General features: G+C 71.1%; 18 protein-coding genes and 2 pseudogenes. 10 read left to right on the forward strand and 10 right to left on the reverse strand.

The features are described 5' to 3' along the window. Positions 1-71: 71 nt before the first annotated feature. Together ABZ808_RS05825 and arc are read right to left on the reverse strand one after the other, a co-directional pair. On the reverse strand, positions 72-2,036 hold the full coding sequence (locus tag ABZ808_RS05825) for a hypothetical protein (RefSeq protein ID WP_357001438.1): 1,965 nt from the start codon (positions 2,034-2,036) through the stop codon (positions 72-74). A 140-nt stretch (positions 2,037-2,176) separates the two neighbouring features. Then, entirely contained in the window at positions 2,177-3,961 is a 1,785-nt protein-coding gene (gene arc / locus ABZ808_RS05830; protein ID WP_357001441.1) for a proteasome ATPase, read from the reverse strand. A 179-nt stretch (positions 3,962-4,140) separates the two neighbouring features. Here arc and ABZ808_RS05835 point away from each other — a divergent pair, with 179 nt between their 5' ends. Then, positions 4,141-4,434: a ferredoxin gene (locus ABZ808_RS05835; protein ID WP_053661350.1), complete on the forward strand. Its 294-nt coding sequence runs from the start codon at positions 4,141-4,143 to the stop codon at positions 4,432-4,434. A 50-nt stretch (positions 4,435-4,484) separates the two neighbouring features. Here the strand turns inward: ABZ808_RS05835 and ABZ808_RS05840 are convergent, their stop codons facing one another. The 3 genes from ABZ808_RS05840 to ABZ808_RS05850 are packed head-to-tail and all read right to left on the reverse strand — an operon-like array spanning position 4,485 to position 7,250. Continuing rightward, positions 4,485-5,057 (reverse strand): hypothetical protein, encoded by a 573-nt coding sequence (locus ABZ808_RS05840; protein WP_357001443.1) that lies wholly within the window; start codon positions 5,055-5,057, stop codon positions 4,485-4,487. A gap of 40 nt (positions 5,058-5,097) precedes the next feature. Next, positions 5,098-6,051, reverse strand: a complete 954-nt coding sequence (locus ABZ808_RS05845; protein WP_357002776.1) for a tRNA (adenine-N1)-methyltransferase — start codon at positions 6,049-6,051, stop codon at positions 5,098-5,100. 44 nt (positions 6,052-6,095) lie between these two features. Continuing rightward, positions 6,096-7,250: a site-2 protease family protein gene (locus tag ABZ808_RS05850; protein WP_357001445.1), complete on the reverse strand. Its 1,155-nt coding sequence runs from the start codon at positions 7,248-7,250 to the stop codon at positions 6,096-6,098. Between the two features lie 77 nt (positions 7,251-7,327). On the opposite strand from ABZ808_RS05850, the gene ABZ808_RS05855 reads away from it, so the two are divergent. The 4 genes from ABZ808_RS05855 to ABZ808_RS05870 all read left to right on the forward strand — a co-directional run bounded on the left by ABZ808_RS05855 (position 7,328) and on the right by ABZ808_RS05870 (position 12,889). Beyond that, entirely contained in the window at positions 7,328-8,242 is a 915-nt protein-coding gene (locus ABZ808_RS05855) for a RecB family exonuclease (RefSeq protein WP_357001447.1), read from the forward strand. A 294-nt stretch (positions 8,243-8,536) separates the two neighbouring features. Next, positions 8,537-9,223, forward strand: a complete 687-nt coding sequence (locus tag ABZ808_RS05860; RefSeq protein ID WP_357001450.1) for a response regulator transcription factor — start codon at positions 8,537-8,539, stop codon at positions 9,221-9,223. 343 nt (positions 9,224-9,566) lie between these two features. Beyond that, positions 9,567-10,334 carry an ABC transporter ATP-binding protein gene (locus ABZ808_RS05865; RefSeq protein WP_357001454.1) on the forward strand — a complete coding sequence of 256 codons (768 nt, stop codon included), beginning with the start codon at positions 9,567-9,569 and terminating at the stop codon, positions 10,332-10,334. After that, complete coding sequence (locus ABZ808_RS05870) at positions 10,334-12,889, forward strand: ABC transporter permease (protein WP_357001457.1); 2,556 nt, start codon at positions 10,334-10,336, stop codon at positions 12,887-12,889. Before ABZ808_RS05865 ends, ABZ808_RS05870 begins: the two co-directional genes overlap by 1 nt. A gap of 248 nt (positions 12,890-13,137) precedes the next feature. Here ABZ808_RS05870 and ABZ808_RS05875 read toward each other — a convergent pair whose 3' ends face one another. The 3 genes and pseudogenes from ABZ808_RS05875 to ABZ808_RS05885 form a co-directional block, all read right to left on the reverse strand. After that, complete coding sequence (locus tag ABZ808_RS05875) at positions 13,138-13,923, reverse strand: hypothetical protein (RefSeq protein WP_357001460.1); 786 nt, start codon at positions 13,921-13,923, stop codon at positions 13,138-13,140. Between the two features lie 545 nt (positions 13,924-14,468). Next, entirely contained in the window at positions 14,469-15,131 is a 663-nt protein-coding gene (locus ABZ808_RS05880) for an HAD family phosphatase (protein WP_357002778.1), read from the reverse strand. Positions 15,132-15,252: 121 nt separating this feature from the next. Further along, positions 15,253-16,017, reverse strand: a pseudogene (locus ABZ808_RS05885) (neutral zinc metallopeptidase); the annotation flags it as partial. A 455-nt stretch (positions 16,018-16,472) separates the two neighbouring features. Here ABZ808_RS05885 and ABZ808_RS05890 point away from each other — a divergent pair. Continuing rightward, positions 16,473-17,405 (forward strand): annotated as a pseudogene (locus tag ABZ808_RS05890) (DUF6596 domain-containing protein); the annotation flags it as partial. A gap of 37 nt (positions 17,406-17,442) precedes the next feature. Here ABZ808_RS05890 and ABZ808_RS05895 read toward each other — a convergent pair. Next, positions 17,443-18,543, reverse strand: coding sequence for an ionic transporter y4hA (locus ABZ808_RS05895; RefSeq protein WP_357001463.1), 1,101 nt, complete (start codon positions 18,541-18,543; stop codon positions 17,443-17,445). Positions 18,544-18,657: 114 nt separating this feature from the next. On the opposite strand from ABZ808_RS05895, the gene ABZ808_RS05900 reads away from it, so the two are divergent. Together ABZ808_RS05900 and ABZ808_RS05905 are read left to right on the forward strand one after the other, a co-directional pair. After that, positions 18,658-19,020: a metalloregulator ArsR/SmtB family transcription factor gene (locus tag ABZ808_RS05900; protein ID WP_357001466.1), complete on the forward strand. Its 363-nt coding sequence runs from the start codon at positions 18,658-18,660 to the stop codon at positions 19,018-19,020. After that, entirely contained in the window at positions 19,017-19,532 is a 516-nt protein-coding gene (locus ABZ808_RS05905) for an SRPBCC family protein (protein ID WP_357001468.1), read from the forward strand. Before ABZ808_RS05900 ends, ABZ808_RS05905 begins: the two co-directional genes overlap by 4 nt. Here ABZ808_RS05905 and mug read toward each other — a convergent pair. Then, positions 19,529-20,098: a G/U mismatch-specific DNA glycosylase gene (gene mug, locus ABZ808_RS05910; RefSeq protein ID WP_357002780.1), complete on the reverse strand. Its 570-nt coding sequence runs from the start codon at positions 20,096-20,098 to the stop codon at positions 19,529-19,531. The genes ABZ808_RS05905 and mug overlap by 4 nt on opposite strands. 107 nt (positions 20,099-20,205) lie before the next feature. Between mug and ABZ808_RS05915 the strand changes: the two genes are divergently transcribed. Further along, entirely contained in the window at positions 20,206-20,949 is a 744-nt protein-coding gene (locus tag ABZ808_RS05915) for a methyltransferase domain-containing protein (protein ID WP_357001470.1), read from the forward strand. A 37-nt stretch (positions 20,950-20,986) separates the two neighbouring features. Next, positions 20,987-21,802, forward strand: coding sequence for a type II CAAX endopeptidase family protein (locus tag ABZ808_RS05920; protein WP_357001472.1), 816 nt, complete (start codon positions 20,987-20,989; stop codon positions 21,800-21,802). Positions 21,803-22,074 lie beyond the last annotated feature (272 nt).

Below are 22,074 nucleotides of genomic sequence, written 5' to 3' on the forward strand. Positions count from 1 at the left end.
CACGTCGAGCGTAGTCCGACAGTTCGGGGACGGGGGCGCGCCGGTGCAGCGGGTTTCCCGGTGTCGCCGCGTCAGTGCTTGATGATCATGGGTACGGTGCTGACCCGGGCGCGGAGTTCGGGGTGTGTGGTCAGCAGTTGGTCGACGCGTCGCTGCGCGGCCGGATCGCTGATCAGCAGCCGGATCGGGCCCCTCGTCCCGCGCAGGATCTCGCTTGTGCGCTCGGGTTCCTCGAACATCGGCAGGTAGACAGCCGGTTCGGTCTGCGCGGTCGTGTCCTGCAGGGCGGAGAGGCAGATCGTCTCGGCGTAGCCGCGGTAGCCGGTGCGATCCAGGATCACGGTCACGGTGCCCGGTTCGGCCGGGTGGCGGCGGTACGCGGCGGCGCAGACCTTGCCCACTCTCGACGGTTTGTCGACGCCGTACCCGACCCAGAGTTGGGTCCAGCTCTGCTTGTCGACCACGAGCAGGCTGGCGCTCCAGCCGGTGAGCCCGCAGAGGGTCACGACGGTGAGCACGGCCAGGGCTGCGGCGAGCGCCGGAATCGCGGCGGCCCGGACCGGTGCCGACCGGACGGCACCGGACGGGACGGGCAGCAGTCGGACCAGGGCGGCGCTGCCGACGATCAGCAGCACGGTGGCGAGGTGGACGCCCTTCATGAAGTAGTACGCGGGCTCGACGCCGGTGAGGACGTTGACCAGGGCGATGGAGAGCGCGAACCCGACGGCCACCAGCACGGCGGCGAGGTGCCGGCGCCAGGCCCGGTCGGCGCGGCGGGCCTGGATCGCCAGGGCGATCAGCACGATCGGGGTGAGGCCGAGCAGAGCCCGCCACGCCTCGGCGAGCTCCCGGCCGGCCTTCGCGTCGAGCGCCTCGGTCTGACCCGCGCCGAGCACTCCGACCAGCAGGGGCAGGGGCGCGAGCAGGGCGGTCACCAGGCCAACGGTGAGCAGCGTCCGGCGGACCCGGGGCAACTCCCGGCGGTGCCCGATCAACCAGCCGAGCACCAGCAGCCCGGCCGGCGGAAGGTACAGGTAGTAGGTGAAGCCGATCCCGGTGAGCAGGGCGCCGAGCAGGACGAGTTGTTCACGGTTGCCGGCCAGCGGGCGTACGACCAGGGCGGCCAGCGCCACCGCGAGGGCGAGCCCGAGCACCTCACTGGGGTAGCCGGCGATCAGCAGCCGGGGCATCTGGCTGCCGAGGAACAGCGCGGCGACCACAACCGTCAGAACGACCCGGTGCAGGGGGTGCGACGGGCCGGGCAGCCGTTGGGCGGCCCAGAGCAGGGTGAACACGAGCAGGCCGACGGTGGCCAGGCACCACCACCCGTAGTGGGTGAGGCTGCTGACCCCGCTGGGCGTGCCGGCGGCCGAGCGCAGGTTCGCGTCGAGCAGCGCGGTGGTCAGGTGCCAGCCCTGCGGGTAGCGGGTGAGCAGGGAGACGATGTCCTCGCGGGCGGCGGCCGGGTCGAGGAAGACGTACCCGCCGAGCCGGCCGACGGCGTCGACGAGGGCCGCGTGGCGGAAGTTGTCCTCGCCGAGGCCGAGCAGGCTGAGGTGCCCGGCGAGGGTGCGGGCACGCAGCCAGGGCAGGGCGAGGTAGCCGACGACGGCGATGGAACCGACGATCGGCAGCAGGTCGGTCCAGCCGGGGCGGGGCAGGGTGGGGCGTCGGCCGGTGGCCGCCGCGGTGAGGGTGAGGACGGTGAGCGCCGTGCCGCCGACCGCGACCGGGTGCAGCCCCCAGGGCCAGACCGTGAAGAGCAGGCCGGCGGCGGTGCTGGCGCCGACGAGCAGCAGCACGGCGAGCATCAGCCGGTCGAGCAGGGTGCGGCCGCCGCGCAGCAGACTGGCCGTGGCCAGCAGCACCAGCGGGGGCAGCAGCCAGGCCAGGTGCAGGGGGTACGTCGCCGCAGGCACCAACCAGGCCGCCGCCAGTGCGACGAGGAGCCGGCGGTACGGGCGGGCGGGCGACGGGTTGCCCGGGTCGACCGCCGGACGTGCGGACGGGTCGGTGACGGTGAGCTCGGACGGCACGCGGATCCTCGACGATTCGGAGAGTGGGAACACCACAGCGTATCGGTCATATGGGTACGCGTGGGGGCCGGCGCGTCGAGGGGCGACCGGTGAGGCCCGGGACGCGTCGCGTCCCGGGCCTCGGTGGTGTTACCGCTGGCTCAGAGGTACTGGCCGGTGTTGCTGGCGGTCTCGATCGACCGGCCGGCCTCGGCGCCCTTGCCGCCGGAGACGAGCGTGCGGATGTAGACGATCCGCTCGCCCTTCTTGCCGGAGATGCGGGCCCAGTCGTCGGGGTTGGTGGTGTTGGGCAGGTCCTCGTTCTCGCGGAACTCGTCGACGCAGGCGTCGAGCAGGTGCTGCAGGCGCAGCCCCTTGCGACCGGAGGTGAGGAACTCCTTGATGGCCATCTTCTTGCTCCGGTCGACGATGTTCTGGATCATCGCGCCGGAGTTGAAGTCCTTGAAGTAGAGGACTTCCTTGTCACCGTTGGCGTAGGTGACCTCGAGGAAGCGGTTCTCCTCGGTTTCGGAGTACATCCGCAGCACCACGGCGTCGATCATCGCCGCGACGGTGGCCTGGGGGTCGGCTCCGTGCTCGGCGAGGTCGTCCGGGTGCAGCGGCAGCCCGGAGAGGATGTACTTGGAGAAGATGTCCTTCGCCGCCTCGGCGTCCGGCCGCTCGATCTTGATCTTCACGTCGAGCCGACCGGGGCGCAGGATCGCCGGGTCGATCATGTCTTCCCGGTTGGAGGCGCCGATGACGATGACGTTCTCCAGCCCCTCCACGCCGTCGATCTCGCTGAGCAACTGAGGGACGATGGTGTTCTCCACGTCGGAGGAGACACCGGAGCCACGGGTCCGGAAGATCGAGTCCATCTCGTCGAAGAACACGATCACCGGGGTGCCCTCGCCGGCCTTCTCCCGAGCCCGCTGGAAGATCAGCCGGATGTGCCGCTCGGTCTCGCCGACGTACTTGTTGAGCAGCTCCGGGCCCTTGATGTTGAGGAAGAAGCTGGTGTGCTTCTCCTTGCCCTGCCGCTCGGCGATCTTCTTGGCCAACGAGTTGGCCACCGCCTTGGCGATCAGCGTCTTGCCGCAGCCGGGCGGGCCGTAGAGCAGGATGCCCTTGGGCGGACGGAGCTGGTGCTCGCGGAACAGGTCCGCATGCAGGAAGGGCAGCTCCACCGCGTCGCGGATCTGCTCGATCTGCGACTGGAGGCCACCGATGTCGCCGTAGTCGACGTCGGGCACCTCCTCCAGGACCAGCTCCTCGACCTCGCTCTTCGGGATCCGCTCGTACGCGTACGCCGAGCGGGGCTCGATCATGAGCGAGTCGCCGGCCCGGATCGCCGAGCCGATGAGCGTCTCGGCGAGGTGCACGATGCGCTCCTCGTCCGAGTGGGAGACCACCAGCGCCCGGTCACCCGGCCCGCCGTTCGGTCCCTCCAGGATCTCCTTGAGCATCACCACCTCGCCGACCCGCTCGTACCCGAACGCGTCGACGATGTTGAGCGCGTCGTTGAGCAGGACCTCCTGGCCACGACGCAGCTCGGCCACGTCCAACGAGGGCGAGACGGCGACCCGCAGCTTGCGGCCGCCGGTGAAGACGTCCACCGTCCCGTCGTCGTGCTTGGCCAGGAAGACGCCGTAGCCACTCGGCGGTTGCGCGAGGCGGTCGATCTCCTCCTTGAGCGTAACGATCTGCGTGCGAGCCTCCTTGAGGGTGCTCACCAGCCGGTCGTTGTTCTCGGTCAGCCGCGCCAACTGTGCCTGGGTGGCCGCCAGCCGCTCTTCGAGCTGCCGGACGTGTCGGGGGCTTTCGGTCAACTTACGCCGCACCAGAGCGAGTTCCTCCTGAAGGAACGCGACCTGCGTGGAGAGATCGTGGGCTTCCTTCTCCCACCGTGCGGCGCGCGAGTCCGCGTCGTCGCTGCGTGCTGCCACGTCCCACCTCCCCGGGGGGCTTGAACGTTCTGAGCTAACACTAGCCGCTATGAGCCCGATTCGGTCCCACGCAACACCCTCGTCACTGAACCTTGATCGCCAAGGGGTGGTCTGCGGGGTCGGTACCGGCGTTCGGGTACCGTCGGGTGGTGGCACGGGAGAACATGGGGGGTGCACCAATGGCCGAGGTCGCGACCGATCAGTTGCAGGTCTGGGTGGACCAGGATCTCTGCACGGGCGACGGGCTCTGTGTGCAGTACGCGCCGGAGGTCTTCGAGTTCGACATCGACGGTCTGGCCTACGTCAAGGGCGCCGACGGTGAGCTTCGGATGGCGCCGGGCAGCCGGGTCGACGTGCCCGAGCACCTGCGACTCGAAGTGATCGACTCCGCGAAGGAGTGCCCAGGCGACTGCATCCACGTGGTCCGCGGCGACGGCGTCGAGGTCGCCGGCCCGGACGCCGAGGACGACTGAGCCAGGCCGGCCGGGCCGCGTGGCCCGGCCGGACCCGAAAGGGGTACGCCTCAGAGCATGGGGCGGCCGACCACCGAGGCGACCAGCCGGGCGAACTCTTCCAACCGGGCGATCTGCCCGGCCCCGCCGTCGTCGAGGGTCTTGCCGAAGCGCAGCGCGTCGTGTCGCGGCGTGCCGGTCATGTCCTCGCTCGGCGGCGCCTCGTCCAGCGAGGTGAGCAGCAGGTACACATCGATGCTGTCGACCCGGATCTCGCCGCTGTCGAGGCGGTTGAGCCGCCGCCGACAGCCGACCTCGGTCACGGTGGAGACCGGCACGACCCGCAGCGACGAGGTCATCGACCCCGGTGGCCCCTCCCCCGGCGGCACGTCCTCGCCGTGCCAGAGGATCAGCCGGCTGCCGTCGCAGACGACGACCTCCTGCCACACGCCGTTGACCTCGTTGACGAAGCGTTCCAGGGTGAAGCCGAGCACCGACGCGCCCCGCAGCACCCCGCCCAGCGCCTCCAGGGCGACGTCCGGGTCGCGCAGGTAGGCCCGCGCCGCCGACTCCAGGTCCTGGTAGGGAGACCAGTCCGGAAACACCGCGGGGAGGTCACCGCCGCCGTAGCCCGGTCGGCTCATGCCGCCGCCTCCCCCCGGTCACCGGCGCCCTGCTCGATGGTCACGGCCTGTCCATCTCCCCCGGCGCGTCGGGCTGCACACCTGCCGCCTGGGCGGCGGCAGCCTGTCGGGCCGCCTCCGCCTCGCGCAGGTCCTGGCGGCGCTGCGCGTACGCCTCGGTGCCCTTGCTGGGCTTGCGCCGACGCGGCGGCGCGGTGACACCCGGGGCGAGCTTGCGCGCGGAGACCAGGAACGCGGTGTGCGCGATCATCCGGTGGTCCGGACGGACGGCGAGGCCCTCGGCGTGCCAGTCGCGCACCAGCGACTCCCAGGCGCGCGGCTCGGTCCAGCCGCCGCGCTCACGCAGCGCCTCGACCAACTCGGAGAGCTGGGGCGTGGTGGCCACGTAGCCGATGAACACGCCGCCGGGCACCAGCGCCCGCTCGACCATGTCGAGGGTCTCCCAGGGGGTGAGCATGTCCAGGATGATCCGGTCGAAGCCGGTCTCCTGGCACTGTGCGACGTCGCCGACGTGCAGCTGCCACGCCGGGTGCGGCCCGTTGAAGAAGGCCTCGACGTTGCGCTTGGCGATCTGGGCGAAGTCGTCGCGCAGCTCGAACGAGTGCAGCTCGCCCTCGCTGCCGACGGCCCGCAGCAGGGAGCAGCTGAGCGCGCCCGAGCCGGCGCCGGCTTCCAGGACCTTCGCGCCGGGAAAGATGTCGCCCATCGCGACGATCTGCGCCGAGTCCTTCGGGTAGATCACCTGAGCGCCGCGCGGCATGGACAGTACGTAGTCCGAGAGCAACGGTCGCAGCGCGAGGAAGGCCGTGCCGCCGCCGGTGGTGGTCACCACACTGCCGTCGGGCAGCCCGATCAGCGCGTCGTGCGCCAGGATGCCGCGATGGGTGTGGAACTCCTTGCCGGGCTCCAGCGTCACGGTGTGCATCCGCCCCTTCGGGTCGGTCAACTGCACCCGGTCGCCGGGCCGGAACGGGCCACGGTGCACGGGTGTCAGCGCCGGGGTGGCGGCGTCGGCTCCGACGGTGGAGGGAGTTGCGGTCACGATGTCATCTTCCGGTTGGGTTCGAGGAGCTGCGCCAGATCGGCGATGTGCAGAATGCCGACGACATCTTCGCCTGCCGTCACCACGTACTGCGCGGCCGGGTGGGTCTGCACGGCCTCCATCACCCGCTCCCCGTCGAGCCCGACCGGCAGGGTCGGGAGCGTGCCCAGTGACCGGGCGACGGCGTCCACCGCCAGCCACGGGCGACGCTCGGCGGGCACGGCCGCGGCGGCGGCCGGGTCGACCAGCGCGACCGGGCGGCCGGTGGAGTCGGTGACCAGCAGCGCGGCGGCGGGTTGCCCGCCCTCGTCGCGGCGCCGCTGGGCCTCGGACAGCGGTGTGCCGGAGGCCACCGGCCAAGCCGGCCGCGCCAGCCGGGACAGGTCGATCAGCGGGAACCGGCGGCTGACCCGGGCTGCCCTGATCGACTGCCCGGCGCCCCGCCAGAGGGTGACGGCGACGAGCAGCATCAGCGGCAGCGCCAACGGCGCCAGATAGTCGGCCAGGGTGAGCAGCAGGACCAGGGCGGCGGTGCCGACGGCGACCACGCGACCCGCCCAGCCGGCGACCTCGGTGCCGCGGTGCCGGTCGCTGGTCAGGCCCCACACGGCGGCGCGCAGCGCCCGGCCGCCGTCCAGCGGCAGCCCGGGCAGGATGTTGAAGAGCGCGACGATGACGTTGCTCAGCGCGAGTTGGAAGGCGAGTTGGTGCGCCACCGTGCCCTGCGGCAGGGCGAGGGTGGCGGCCACCGCGAGGACGGCGAGCACCGCGGAGACCGCCGGACCGGCCAGCGAGACCAGCAGGTCGACCCGGGGTGTCGGGGCGTCCCGGTCCATCTCGGTGTACCCGCCGAGCAGTTCCAGGGTGATCCCGCGCACACCGATGCCGTAGCGTCGGGCGGTGAGCGCGTGGCCCAGCTCGTGCAGCAGCACCGAGCCGAGCAGCGACACCACGAACCCGAAGCCGATCAGATAGCCGCTGATCTGCGGCAGAGCCAGCTGCCGGCGGGCGAACTCGGCGTAGAGCACGGCGACCAGCACGGCGAGCAGGACCATCGAGGCGTTGAGGTGCAGCGGCACCCCGAACACCCGCCCCACGCTCAGGCCGGGACGCCGGTCGGGTCGGCGCGGCGGCCGGGATGTCTGCTCCATCGCAACGATGCTACGGACCGGCGGCGGGCGGGGCGGGCGGCGGTCGGTGTCATACCGGTGCCCTACCCTTTGCGAATATGACGGCGGAACCGGTCACCACCCCCAAGCCCCCCTTCCCGGCACAGACGCCGCCGACGGTGCGGGCGTCGCTGTCCCCGTCGCGGGCGGCGGATTTCAAGACGTGTCCGCTGCTCTACCGGTTCCGCAGCATCGACCGGCTGCCCGAGCGGACGACCGTCGAGCAGGCCCGGGGCACCCTGGTGCACGCCGTGCTGGAGCGGCTGTTCGACCTGCCCGCGCAGGGCCGCACGCCGACCGCGGCCGGTGACCTGGTGGCCCCTCAGTGGGACCGGCTGGTCACCGAGCAACCGGAGCTGGCCGGGATCTTCGACGGTGCCGAGCCGGCCGGTCCGGTGGAGTTCCTGCGCTCGGCGGCGGGGCTGCTGGAGGGTTACTTCGCGGTGGAGGATCCGACCCGACTGGAGCCGGCCGAGCGAGAGAGCCTGATCTCCGCGGTGGTCGACGACGAGCTGCTGATCCGGGGCTACCTCGACCGCCTGGACGTCGCTCCGGACGGCGCGCTGCGGGTGGTCGACTACAAGACCGGTGGCGCCCCGCGCGAGGCGTTCGAGGCGCGGGCGCTGTTCCAGCTGAAGTTCTACGCCCTGGTGCTGTGGCGTACCCGGGGGGTCGTGCCCAAGGTGCTGCGGCTTCTCTACCTGCGCGACGCCGAGGTGTTGGATTACACGCCCGACGCCGACGAGCTGGTTCGCTTCGAGCGCACGGTGGTGGCGTTGTGGCGGGCGATCGAGCAGGCCACCGCCCGGCAGGATTTCCGGCCCCGGCCGAGTCGGCTCTGCGACTGGTGCAGCCACCAGGCGCTGTGCCCCAGCTTCGGGGGCACTCCGCCGCCGTTCCCGGTGGCGCTGGCCGCCCCCGATCCGCTGCGGGACGCCCGGTCCGCGCCGGTGACGCCCGGCGCCGACGAGTGACAGCCGGACGCGGCGCTCCGACCCCGACGCGGTAATCCCGGCGCGCTGATCCCGATGCGGTAATCCCGACGCGGTGACCCCGGCGCGGTGACCCCGGGCGGCCCCCAGCCCTCTCGCCCACCCCCGGGCGGGCGCCTCAGCATGCGCCGAGGCCGGCGGGCCCGACCGGAGCTGCGCCGCGCCGGTCGGGACGCCGGCGGCGGCTGGCCTCTACCGTGGTCCGCGACGCACTGGTACGCGTACGCGACGATGACCGGTGCGGCACCTGGCGTCGGCGCGGAAACGGGAGACGAGATGACCGATCGGGTGGCTCCGGTGCGGCCGGTGCGAATCCTGCTCGCCGATGACCAGCCGCTGTTGCGCACCGGGTTCCGCATGGTGCTGGGCGCCGAGCACGACCTGGACGTGGTCGCGGAGGCCGGCGACGGCCTGGAGGCGGTGGAGCTGTCCCGCCGGCTCCTGCCCGACGTGGTGCTGATGGACATCCGGATGCCCCGGATGGACGGGATCGCCGCGACCCGGGCCATCGTCGACTCCCGGCTGCCGGTTCGGGTGCTGGTGCTCACCACCTTCGACCTGGACGAGTACGTGGTGGGCGCGGTGCGCGCCGGCGCCAGCGGGTTCCTGGCCAAGGACGTGCCCGCCGAGGAGTTGATCGCGGCGATCCGCACGGTCGCCGGCGGGGACGCGGTGGTGGCGCCCCGGATCCTGCGGCGGCTGCTGGAACGCTTCGCCGACCTGCTGCCCGACCCGGCGGCGACACCATCGGCGGCGTTCGACGCGCTCACCGACCGGGAACGCGAGGTGCTGGTGCAGGTGGCGCGCGGGTTGTCCAACACCGAGATCGCGGCGGTGCTGTCGGTCAGCGAGACGACCATCAAGACCCATGTCGGGCACGTGCTGACCAAGCTGCGGCTGCGCGACCGGGTGCAGGCGGTGGTGTTGGCGTACGAGTCGGGTTTGGTGCGACCCAGGTCGTAGCCGCCGCTCGGCGGCTACCCCGTTCGGCGTACCAGAGGATCCCTCCGTGGGGGGACGGCCCTGTTGCCGCGGTCACCTACCGTGACCGGAGACGGCCCGGAGCGGTTGACCCTCCTGTGACGTGAGGCGGAAATCTCGTCTCCGGTAGCTGAGAAACGGCTCGACCGGCCGTCATGTCAGGGGCAACCCTGACCCACCATGGGGGTGCACCCGCAGCGGGAAATCCGCTCCGCGTCCGCCCGTGGGCGGACGGGGGCGGCGCGAACAGCGCCGAGAATGGATCTGTCACGCCGGACCATCGGGGGGTGGCGTGGGGTTTGAACAGACGGAAGAGGTAGATGACGTGACCGCGACGGTAGGCCAGCAGGCGCAGGCCGCGGCCCGGGCGAACGACGTGTGGAAGGTGTACGGCAGCGGCGAGGCGCAGGTCCTCGCGCTGCGGGGGGTCAGCGCGGAGTTCGAACGGGGCCAGTTCACCGCGATCATGGGTCCGTCGGGTTCCGGCAAGTCGACGCTGATGCACTGCCTAGCCGGCCTGGACTCGGTGACCCGGGGCACGGTGGCGATCGGCGAGACCACCGTCACCGGTCTGGGCGACGCGGGGCTGACGAAGCTGCGCCGGGACAAGGTGGGGTTCATCTTCCAGCAGTTCAACCTGCTGCCCACCCTCACCGCCAAGGAGAACATCCTGCTGCCGCTGTCGATCGCCGGGCGGAAGCCCGACCCGGCCTGGTACGACACCGTGATCGACACCGTCGGTCTGCGCGACCGGCTGGACCACCGGCCGGCGCAGCTCTCCGGCGGCCAGCAGCAGCGGGTGGCGTGCGCGCGGGCGCTGGTCTCCCGCCCTGAGGTGATCTTCGCCGATGAGCCGACCGGCAACCTGGACTCCCGCTCCGGCGCGGAGGTGCTGGCCTTCCTGCGCAACTCCGTCCGCGAGCACGGGCAGACCATCGTGATGGTCACCCACGACCCGACCGCCGCCGCATACGCCGACCGGGTGGTCTTCCTCGCCGACGGGCAGATCGTCTCGGAGCTGATCGAGCCGACGGCCGAGACGGTGTTGGACACCATGAAGAAGCTGGACACTCCCGCCGAGGTGGGCAACTGATGTTCCGGGCGACACTGAAGAGTCTGCTGGCCCGCAAGGTTCGGCTGATCCTGTCCGGGCTGGCGGTGGTGCTCGGGGTCATGTTCGTCTCGGGTGCCTTCGTGCTCACCGACACGCTGGGCCGCTCCTTCGACTCGATCTTCGCCGACGCTTATTCCGAGACCGACGTGAACGTCGCGGCGAAGCCGAAGGTGGAGGTCGACGAGGTCGAGGGTGAGCAGACCGCCAACCCGCTGCCGGCCGCCGTGGTGGACCGGGTCAAGCAGGTGCCGGGGGTGGCGTCGGCGACCGGTGTCGTCGCCGCCGACGGCGCCCGGATCATCGGCAGCAACGGCAAGGTGGTGACCTCGTTCGGGCCGCCGCAGTTGGGCGAGAACTGGATCGGCGAGGGTGAGCTGCTCCAGTTGCGCGAGGGGCGCGCCCCGCAGGCCGACGACGAGATCGTCATCAACAAGGCGCTGGCCACCGCGGCGAAGGTGCAGGTCGGCCAGAAGGTCGGCGTGCTCACCGCGTTCGAGTCGAAGAAGCGGGACTTCACCCTGGTCGGCGTCTTCGGTTACAGCGGTGACCGGGACTCGATCGGTGGTGCCAACGAGGTCTTCTTCACCACGCCGGTGGCGCAGCGGCTGATGCTCGGCGAGCCGGACGTGTTCAGCAACATCACCGTGCGCGCGGCCGGTGGCGTCTCCGACGAGACGCTGCGCGACGACGTGGCCCGCGCCCTTGGCGCCGACTACGAGGTGAAGACCGGCGAGCAGTTGGCCGCGGACGCCGCCGGTGGCCTGAAGGAGGGCCTGTCCTTCTTCAACAAGATCCTGCTCGGCTTCGCCGCGGTGGCGCTGCTGGTCGGCACCTTCCTGATCCTCAACACCTTCTCGATCATCGTCGCGCAGCGGACCCGGGAGTTGGCGCTGATGCGCGCCATCGGGGCCAGCGGCCGGCAGATCATCGGATCGGTGGTGCTGGAGGCGATCGCCGTGGGGCTGATCGCGTCGGTTCTCGGCCTGGCCGCCGGCATCGGGATCGGGGCGCTGCTGGCGTTCGTCTTCGGCAAGCTGGCCGGCGGTCTCACACTCGCCGGGATCGGTGTGCCGGCGGCGGCGGTGATCGGCTCCTTCGCCGTCGGGCTGGTGATCACCGTCGTGGCGGCGCTCCTGCCGGCGCTGCGGGCGTCCCGGATCCCGCCGATCGCGGCGATGCAGGACGTGGCCACCCCGGACCGGCCGTTGACCAAGGTCACCGTGGCCGGGTCGGTGGTCACCGGTATCGGCGCGGTGCTGCTCTTCCTCGGGCTCAGCGGCAACGCGGGCGGCCAGACCCTGGCCACCATCCTGGGCGGTGTGCTGTTCGCCTTCATCGGGGTGGCGCTGCTGACGCCGTTGCTCAGCCGGCCGGTGGTGAGCCTGCTCGGCGGGATCTTCTCCTGGTCGGTGCCGGGCAAGCTGGGGCGGCTCAACTCCGGGCGCAACCCACGCCGCACCGCGATCACGGCCGCCGCGCTGATGGTCGGCATCGCGCTCGTCACCGGCGTCACGGTGATCCTCGACTCGGCCAAGGGCAGCCTCGGCGCGCTCGCCCAGGACACCATCAAGGCCGAGCTGGTGATCGCCGGCAGCCAGGGCGGGCCCCGCCCGCCGAGCTTCGACCCGGCGGTGCTCGACCAGGCCAAGGCGCTGCCCGGTGTGCAGATGGTCGACGGCGAGTACGGCGACATGGCGCAGCTCGACGGTAAGCGCACCTGGGTCGGGGCGAGCAGCGACATCGCGTCGCTGCGGCAGATCTTCGGTGCCAAGCCCACCGCCGGTGACATCGACCGGCTCTCACCGACGCAGATGCTGGCCAGCTCGGACACCGCCACCTCGCGTGGCTGGTCGGTGGGCTCGACGGTGAACGTGCAGTTGACCCGGGGCGAAGCGCGGCCGTACACGGTCAGCGGGATCTACGAGTCCGGGCAACTGCTGAACCTGGTGGTGCTGCCGGTGACGGCGGCGAAGGACTTCGCGATCCCGCAACCCTTTCAGGGGTACATCCAGTTGGCGCCCGGCACTCGGGTGACCGACGTGCAGCCGCAGGTGGAGTCGCTGCTCGCGGACAGCCCCGAGGTGTCGGTGGCCGACCGGGACGCGTTCATCGAGCAGCAGACCAGTCAACTCGACGGGCTGCTCACGATGATTCAGATCCTGCTGGCGTTGGCCATCGTGATCGCCGTACTGGGCATCATCAACACCCTGGCGCTGTCGGTGCTGGAGCGGACCCGCGAGCTGGGCCTGCTGCGGGCGATCGGCCTGCGACGTGGGCAGACCATGGCCATGATCACGGTCGAGGCGGTGGTGATCTCCGTGTTCGGCGCGCTGCTGGGCGTGGTGGTCGGCACCGGTCTCGGCGCCGCCGTGGTCGAGGCGCTCAAGGACGAGGGGATCACCGACCTGATCCTGCCCTGGGGGCAGATGGGTCTCTTCCTCGGTCTCGCCGCGATCATCGGGGTGGTGGCCGCGGTGCTCCCGGCCATCCGTGCGGCCCGGATCAACGTCCTGGGCGCCATCGCCCACGACTGACGTTCGGAAAGACGGGGTTCCTGCTGCCGCGCACGGCGGCAGGAGCCCCGTCCTAAGGGACGCCTCGTAACTCGGCCGTGCGTCCATGGTGGATCGCCATCGACGCCCACACCCCGTACCGCAAGCCCACCGACGGCAGCGAACTGCCCGCGTGGAAGGCAGACCTGAACAGGCAACGCCGCACCAGTCCGACGCCGGTCAGCCCGGGGCAGACCAGGATGTCCGGTCGATACGGGCTTCGGAGTTTGTCAGCGGCGCTGTCGGCCGCGGCCGTTGTTCTGTTCCCGCCCGCCGTTCCTCGGTCGCTCAGCAGGTTGAGGCGCTTGCGCGGGCAAGCTCGAGCTTGATGTCAAGCTGGCGACCTGGGCTCGGCTCTGTTGCTCGAGACGCGTGTGCCGGCTGTGCTGCCTATCGAGTTCTCTCACCCACGGAGTTTCCCGGTCGATCGGCCGGCGGCTGGTCATCCGTACGCTTCTTCTCCTTGCGGTCTGCGCCGCAGCGGAAACACTGCGCGTGTTGTCGTTCAAAGCGTGGATAACGTTTTCCTTGTGGTGGTTCTGTGTTACGTCCCGATCACCTTCGAGCAGGCGTCGGCTGGTGGCGAGATAATCGCTAGTCCTCATTGATTGAGAGGTGCCTTCGACTTGCCGAAGATACAGGTAGGTCTCACTGCCCTGCCCGCCGACGCTCCTGAGGAACGCTAGCGCCTCTCCGCTTCCTTCGGCGCTCAAAGTATCCACGGTAAGGCGCTCGATCGTGGAGCGCTCAGGTTGAACCTGCGCGTAAAGCCATTGCGCCGGACTGGCGTTGACCTGGAGAGTTGGGGCCGTCACCGGTGTCGGGAACCGTGTGCCGATGTTCTCGTTGGCGGTGGTGAGCTGAAAGAAGAGTTGACGGTCCCTACTCAAAACCGTGTCGAAATGCTGCGGCGAATAGGGCATTGGAGTTTCAACGGAAGAATTTTCGTACCATTCAGCGTACTCCTCGACAGAGTTGCCTATGTCCTGATGCTGGAGATTTTGCTCTTCGGACACGATTCTCCTGCCTAACAACATAGGTGATAGAAAATGAGCTGTCCCCAGTCTCGCAATCTGAGAACAAGTGGCCACGACACCCAGGCTGGCGCCTCAACCGACATGACCACCACCCCTACGCAAGCGACCGCTTACCGGTTCACCTCTGAGTCGATCAAGGTGTGCCCGTCGGGTCCGGCGCAGGCCAGGTACACCCCGATCTGACTGTTTCGATCCGCCCGGGCCGTGCCACAGGTCGCCACGGACGGCGTTGGCGTCCCACACCGCCCGGTACACCAGCCGCTGCATCGCATCGGGTCGGGCGTGGCCCGCCTGCTCGGCCAACTACCAGCACGTCCTGGCGTGAAGCTCGGACAGCAGCCCGGTCACGAACGCCGCTGCGCACCGGCGCGTCTCCACCCGCAGGAACCGGCCCGCGGTCGAGCCGAGCACTCCGGCCGGGATGTCGTGCGGGATACGCCGGACCCACAGTGCTCGGCGGTGGCCGCGCGACAATCGCCGAATCGGCGTTGCCGTGCCAGTTCAGGTCTCCGGCAGCGTCCGCCCTAACGCTCCGGACGCGCGCCGGCCCGGTCGACCAGCAGATCCGCGAGGACCTCCAGGTCCACGCCGGTCAGGCTCTCCACCTGGTGTACGCCGGCAGTGCTCGGCAGCGGCGCCTCCGCGGGTACGGCCAGCACGGCCGCGCCGGAGGCGAGCGCACTGGCCACCCCCGTCGCGGAGTCCTCGATCGCCACGCACCGCTCGATCGGCACGTCGAGCAGCCGGGCTGCGGTCAGGTACGGCTCCGGGTGCGGCTTGGCGGCGACCACCTCGTCGCCACAGACCACCGCGTCGAAGTTGTCCCGGCCCAGGGTGTCCAGGGCGACCTCGACCAGCGCCCGGCCGCTGGAGGTGACCAGCGCGGTGGGGATGCCCGCCGCGCGGACCGCGCCCAGCAGGGCGAACGCGCCCGGTTGCCAGCGCAGCCCGGTGCGGAACAACTCCAGGATCCGGGCGTTGATCCACGCCGCGCTGATCTCCGGGTCCCGTTCGGGTTGCCCCAGGTCGTCGTGCAGGATCCGCATGGACTCGGCCATGCTGGTGCCGATGATCGACTGTCGGGCGTGAGCGGACAGCTCACCGCCGTACTCCCGGGCCAGTTCCTGCAGCGCGACGTCCCACAGCTTCTCGCTGTCGACAAGCGTGCCATCCATGTCGAAGAGCACGGCGGCGGGGTGATGGCTGCTCAGCGGATCCTCCAGGGTCGTGGTCGGCACCGACGATCCTGCCAGGGCCGGTCGCTGTCGGCGCCGCCGACGGGCGCCCGGGTGATCCGGGCAACGCCGCTCAGCCCAGGCCGCAGGCCTCCAGCGAACGCTCGTAGCCGCGGAAGAACGAGTCGGTGCGTTGCTCCGCGGTGCCGTGCGAGCCCTCCGCGAACCATGGCTGGTCCGGGTCGTCGCCGACCGCCGCCACCCCCTCGCGGAACTCCTCCAGGTCGCCCTCGGCCAGGGTCAGGGCACCGGAACGCACCGAGTCGCCCAGGTACGCCCCGGCCATGCAGTCGGCCTGCAACTCCTGCTGGATGGTGAAGCTGTAGTTGATGCCGAGTCGCACCTGGATGCCGTGGGCGTACTCGTGGCCGAGCAGGTAGAACACGAACGCGTCACCGACCTGGCGGAACGCCGCCACCGACCAGTTGACGTCGTACGCGATGAAGTCGCCCCGCGAGCAGTAGACCGCGTTGTTGCGGGGCAAGGGCTGGCCGCCGCAGGACACCTCGCCCTCCCGCTGGTACGGGATGATCCGCTGGATGGGCTGGAACCGCTGCCCGGACGCCTTGAACTGGGCGGCCCAGTACCGCTCGGCGACCGACTGCGCGTCGGCGACGTCCTGCTCGAACTCGGCGACGCTGGTGGTGCCGTCGGCTCGCGTCGTCTCCGTCCCCGGCGACGCCTGCGACTGGCCCGGTGCCGGGCGCTCCCCCTGCGGCTCGGCCAGCCCACCGCCGGCGCAGGCGAGTGACACCAGCGCGGCGACCAGCAGACCCGCCAACGGACCTCGGGCGTCGCGTCCTGACCGTGCCCCCACTGCGCCTCCCCAGACATCGGTGCGTGCGCTGGAAGTACCCCGCCGATACGACCGTCACGCCCGTCACCAGCTACACGCGCGGCAGGGCCAGGCGGTTCACGACCCTGTGTGCGATGCACCGCGCGGACGCCCAACGGCCACAATGGACCAGGGGTTCAGCCGCTGGAATCCCGGCCGCGCTGCCAGGTGTCGCCCTGGTTGCCGTGTCGCTCGGCCTCGTACCGCTGCTGCCGATCACGGGCGTCCCGCCCAGCCGCACGATCGTCGTCCCCCGCGATCCCCCCGGCGTTCCGCCCCCGCCAGACCACGGCCCCGTAAGCCGCCCCAGCCACCACCGCAAAAACCCCGACCACCACCCAAACGGTCTCCACCCCGCCAACCTAATCCCCCCACCCCCACCACCCCTCCAGCCCTCGTGATCATGAAGTTGTTGTCACGACACGCCGAGCCGGGTGACGCTAACTTCATGATCACCGCTGATCCTGCTGTTCCTGTGCTGCCATCCGGCGCTCACGCCGGCCTCGCAGATCGCGCTCACACTGCGCGCGGTGGGCGGGTTGAGCACCGCGGAGGTGGCCCGCGCGTTCCTGGTGCCGGAGGCGACGATGACCCGGCGGATCAGCCGGGGCAAACAGCGGATCCGCGACAGTGGGCTGCGGTTCGCCCCACCGACCGGCGCGGAGCGCGCCGACCGGCTCGCCGCCGTGCTGCACGTCCTCTATCTGATCTTCACCGAGGGGTACGCGCGGACCACCGGCCCGGGATTGCTGCGCGCCGATCTGACCGCCGAGGCGATCCGGCTGGCCCGCCTGGTGCACCGGCTGCTGCCCGACGACCCCGAGGTCGGCGGCCTGCTCGCGTTGATGCTGCTCACCGACGCCCGCGCACCGGCGCGGGTCGGCCCGCACGGCGAGCTGGTGCCGATGGCTGAGCAGGACCGCAGCCGGTGGCGGGCCGACCAGATCGCCGAGGGGGTCGACCTGATCACCGAGGCGCTGCCGCGCGGGGTCGTCGGGCCGTACCAGCTCCAGGCGGCCATCGCGGCCGTGCACGACGAGGCTCCCAGCGCTGCGGCCACCGACTGGGCGCAGATCACCGCCCTGTACGAGGTGCTGCTCGGCATCGCCGACAACCCGGTCGTGGCGCTCAATCACGCGGTGGCGGTGGCGATGAGTCGGGGCGCGCGGGCCGGGTTGGCCCTGCTCGACGATCTGGCCGGCGACGCCCGGTTGGCCGACGATCCGCGGCTGCCGGCCGCCCGCGCCCACCTGTGGGAGCGGGAGGGTGAACGGGTCGCGGCGCGGGAGGCGTACCGGCTGGCGGCGGCGCGGTCGACGAACCTGGCCCAGCAGCGCTACCTGAACGCCCGCGCCGACCGCCTGTCGAACGACCTGCCGACCGCCCGCTGAGGCAGGCGGTCGGCGGCGCGGAGGGCGCGGACGGCGGTCAGGGGCTGGCGGCCAGGAAGACGAAGGCGGCCAGCAGCACCAGGTGGACGCCGCCCTGCAGCACGTTGGCCCGCCCCGGCACCACGGTCAGGACCGAGGTCACGGCGGTGAGCGCGAGCAGCACGAGCTGGGTGCCGCCGAGGCCGAGCAGCAGCGGGCCGTCCAACCAGATCGAGGCGATCGCGATAGCCGGGATGGTCAGACCGATGCTGGCCATCGCGGAGCCGAGCGCGAGATTGAGGCTGATCTGGACGCGGTCCCGGCGGGCGGCACGGCCAGCGGCGAGGGTCTCCGGCAGCAGCACCAGCAGGGCGATGATCACGCCGACGAACGCCGGCGGCAGGTTCGCCCCCGCCACCGCGGCCTCGATGGTCGGGGAGACGGTCTTGGCGTCGCCGACCACCGCGATCAGTGCCACCACCAACAGGCCCAGGCTGATCAGCGCCGCGCGGTTGGTGGGCGGCTTGGCGTGCTCCTCGGTCTCGATGACCTTGCCCCGGCTGTCGACCGGCAGGAAGTAGTCCCGGTGCCGGCCGGTCTGCACGAGCACGAACAGTCCGTACAGGGCCAGCGACGCGACAGCGGCGAAGGCGAGCTGGGCCGGGCTGAACTCCGGACCGGGCCGGGCCGTGGTGAAGGTCGGGATGACCAGGCTCAGCGTGGCCAGGGTGATCACGGTGGCCAGCGCCCCGCCGGTGCCCTCCGGATTGAAGACGGCCACCCGTCGGCGCAGCGCTCCGAGCAGCAGGGACAGACCGAGTATGCCGTTACAGGTGATCATCACGGCGGCGAAGACGGTGTCGCGGGCAAGCGACTGGGTCTTCTCCGGCCCGCTGATCATCAGCGTGACGATCAGTGCGACTTCGATGACGGTGACCGCGACGGCGAGCACCAGCGAGCCGTACGGCTCACCCACCCGGTGGGCGACCACCTCGGCGTGGTGCACGGCCGCGAGCACCGCGCCACCCAGCAGTACCGCGACCACCGCCATGATAGAGCCGGGAAGTTCTCGTCCCCATGTCACGATCAGCATCAGCACCGCGAGCACGGGTACGACAACAGTCCAGTCGGACAGGCGGAATCGAAGCAGGGCTGGCATGTCGTCAAGAGTGCCAGGTCACGTGATCATGTCGCCACCATCGACCATATCGGCAGGGGTGTCAGGAAAATCTCCACAGCCATAATCTGTAACCTCTGGGTTACGCTTTCCGGCGTGGACGAGGTGGCCTCCGCGATCGCGGATCCGGTGCGGCGGCGCATCCTGACCCTGCTGCACGGCACGCCGCTCTCCGCGGGCGAGATCGCCCAGCGGTTCGCGATCAGCCGACCCGCGATCAGCCGCCACCTGCGGGTGTTGCGCGAGAGCGGGCTGGTCCGCGACGACCTGGTCGGCCGCAAGAGGATCTACCGGCTCGAACCCGGCCCGCTCGCCGCACTGGTCGACTGGCTCACCGAACTCGTCTCACCGGCCCCGTGGGAACGGCACCTCGACGCGTTGGAGACCGAGGTCTATCGCACCCGCCGAGAGAGCCGCACCCGCGGCCCGGCGGAGCACCGAAGGGAGCACACGGCATGACCCGCACACCCGCCGGACGCCTGTTTCGCACGGCCACCGGCCACGATCTCATCCTCACCCGCACGTTCCGCGCCCCGGCGGCGGACGTGTGGGCCAGCCTGACCGAGCCGGAACGCACCGCCCGCTGGTTCGGCCCCTGGGAGGGCGACGCCGCGCCCGGCCGAACCATCCGGGTCCAGATGGCGTACGAGGAGCAGCAGCCCTGGTGCGAGGTCCGGATCGAGGAGTGCGAGCCTCGGCAGCGCCTCGCCGTGTCGATGGTCGACAGCTACGGAACCTGGCTGCTGGAGATGGCGCTGACCGAGACCGACGGCACCACCGAGTTGCGGTTCGCCCAGCACCTCACCAACCTCGATGGCATCGCCGAGGTGGGCGCCGGCTGGGAGTACTACCTGGACATGCTTGTCGCCTCCCGGGACGGCTCGCCTCGGCCGGAGTTCGACGACTATCACCCGGCGATGCAGCCCTACTACCAGGCGCTGGCCGCCGACGCCGCCGCACCACACGCCTAGCGGCCAACCTCCCGCCGCAGCGCCGCGAACTCCGTCGTCAGCGCCGGCAGCGGGAAGTGCGCGTTCAGGCCACTCGGGTTGGGCAGCACCCAGACCCGGGCCGGGCCTAGCTGATCCGGCTGCGGACCCAACCCGGCCCGGGGCCGGGCAAAGGCGATCCGGTACGCGGTCACGCCGAGAATCGCCACCCACGCGGGCCGGTGCCGTTCGGCCTTCACCGCCAGCCTCGTCACCCCGGCCACCAGTTCGGTCGAGGTCAGCTCGTCGGCACGCGCCGTGGCCCGGTTGCTGAGGCTGGTCAACCCCAGGCCCTGCCGCAGCATCTCGTCGCGCTCCTGCGGGCGCAGCTCCCGGTCGGTGAACCCGGAACGGTGCAGCGCCGGCCAGAACCGGCTGCCCCGCCGGGCGAAGTGCTCCCCCACGGCGGCGGAGTACAGGCCCGGATTGAAGCCGCAGAAGAGCACGCGCAGGCCCGGGCCGATCACATCCACCAGACCGCGCCCGGCCGCCGCCGCGACCTCCTGCGGGGTCGGCCTCCACCACCGTCCCGACGCGTCCACGTCCACCCCACCGATCCTGCCGTACGCCGCGCCGCCCGGCCGCGCCTTGCTGGCCGTACGCGGCACAGCGGACCCGGTGCGCGCCCACGATCACGCCTTGACACCCTGAACGGATGCGATCCACCGACCACCTCGCCACCAGCCGCTACGCGCGGATGCGGTGGAACACGCCGCTGTCGGAGGAGCACGCCGCGCTGCTGCTGCGGCGACTCGACGTCCGCCCCGGCGCACGCGTGCTCGACCTGGGGTGTGGCTGGGGCGAGCTGCTGCTCAGGGCCGTCGCTGCCGGTGGCGTGGCCGGCCCGGTCGCGACGCGGGGCGTCGGCGTCGACACCGACGAGACCGCCCTGGCCCGAGGGCGGGCACTCGCCGCCAGCCGGTCGCTGAACCGACACGTCGCCTTCGTGATGGGGGAAGCGGCGGCCTGGCAGGAGCCGGCCGACCGGGTCCTGTGCATCGGCGCGGCGCACGCCTTCGGCGGCACCGGCGCGGCCCTCGACGCGCTCGCCTCGGTGGTCCGGCCCGGCGGTCGACTGCTGTTCGGCACGGCGTACTGGCAGCGCCAGCCCACGGCCGAGGCCGAGCAGATCTTCGGCACCGAGGTCACGGACCTCGCGGGCCTCGTCGAGGCTGCCCGAGAGCGGGGCTGGCGGCTGCTGCACGTGAGCACCGCCGATCAGCGGGAGTGGGACGACTTCGAGTCCACCTGGCTCGCGGGCCGGCAGGAGTGGCTGCTGACGTACCCGCAGGATCCCCGCGCGGCGCAGGTCCGCGCCGAACTCGACGACCGGCTACGCCAGTACGTCGGCTGCTACCGCGACGTCGTCGGCCTCGCCTACCTGGTCCTGGGGCACTGACCGCTCGCCATTGATCTCGATGGCTACGCTGCGCGTGGTGAGCAGTGAACCTCGCCTCGCCCTGCCCTGGCGGATCGTTGTCGTGTTCGCCGGCACCGTGCTGGTGTGGCTGTTCCTCTATCACGATGCCCTGCTCGGTCGTGACTACGACCGAGTGACCCACGTCGCCCGGGCCGTCCTCACGACGGCGCTCGTCGTACCCCTGGTGGTGCTCGCCCGGCGTCTGCTCGACCGGCGCCCGTGGGCCGGGATCGGGCTGCCCTCCCTGCGGGCCGGCTGGCGGCGCCTGCTGCTCGGCATGGTCTGCTGGCTCGTTCCGGCCGCGATCGGGTTCGCTCTCTGCCTCGGTCTGGGCTGGGTCCAGATCAGCGTGCGGACGTCGGTCGGGGACGCCCTGCGGGTGGCGGCGCTGCTGGTCGTGCTCGTCTTCCTCTACGAGGCGCTGCCCGAGGAGCTCGTCTTCCGCGGCTATCTGCAACGCAACCTCGCCACCCGACTACCGGTCTGGCAGGCGGTCGTCGGGCAGGCGGTGCTGTTCACCCTGTTCGGGTTCCTCCTCGGGGCCGCCCGCTCCCCCGATCGGCTCGCGCTGTTCTTCGTCTTCGCGCTGCTGCTCGGTGGCTTCCGGGCCGCCACGGGTGACATCTGGGCGGGCATCGGTTTCCACGTCGCCTTCCAGACGGTCGCCCAACTGTTCGGCGATGTCGGCGGCGTCTTCGACGTGCGGGGCGCCGACGTCCTGGGCGGCGTCGCGATGGGGGCCATACCGTTCGCGGTCGGCTGGACCGTCGTGCGACACCTCTACCGGGACCGCTTGGCCTGGCGGGCCGTCCGCCCGGAGACCGTTTCCTGAGGCGTCCCGGCGACGACCGGATTCCAACCCGCGGACGCAGCCGGGCGCACCGCTTGACGACGCTCATACATCAGAGGTTTACTGCGTCAGCGATGGCAATCGATATAGTGTGAGCGCTCACACTTGTCGCTCGGAGTCGTCGGCTGGCTCCACGCACCATCCGGACACGACCACCACACCACCTCGGCCGAGCATCGGCGGCTTGGCTTCCGCACCACCGCCACCCTGGCCCTGGCGTGCCCGCGGGCACATCCCGGGGTCCCCGCTCAGCA

It is taken from the genome of Micromonospora sp. NPDC047527 (assembly GCF_040643015.1).
Lineage (GTDB): Bacteria > Actinomycetota > Actinomycetes > Mycobacteriales > Micromonosporaceae > Micromonospora.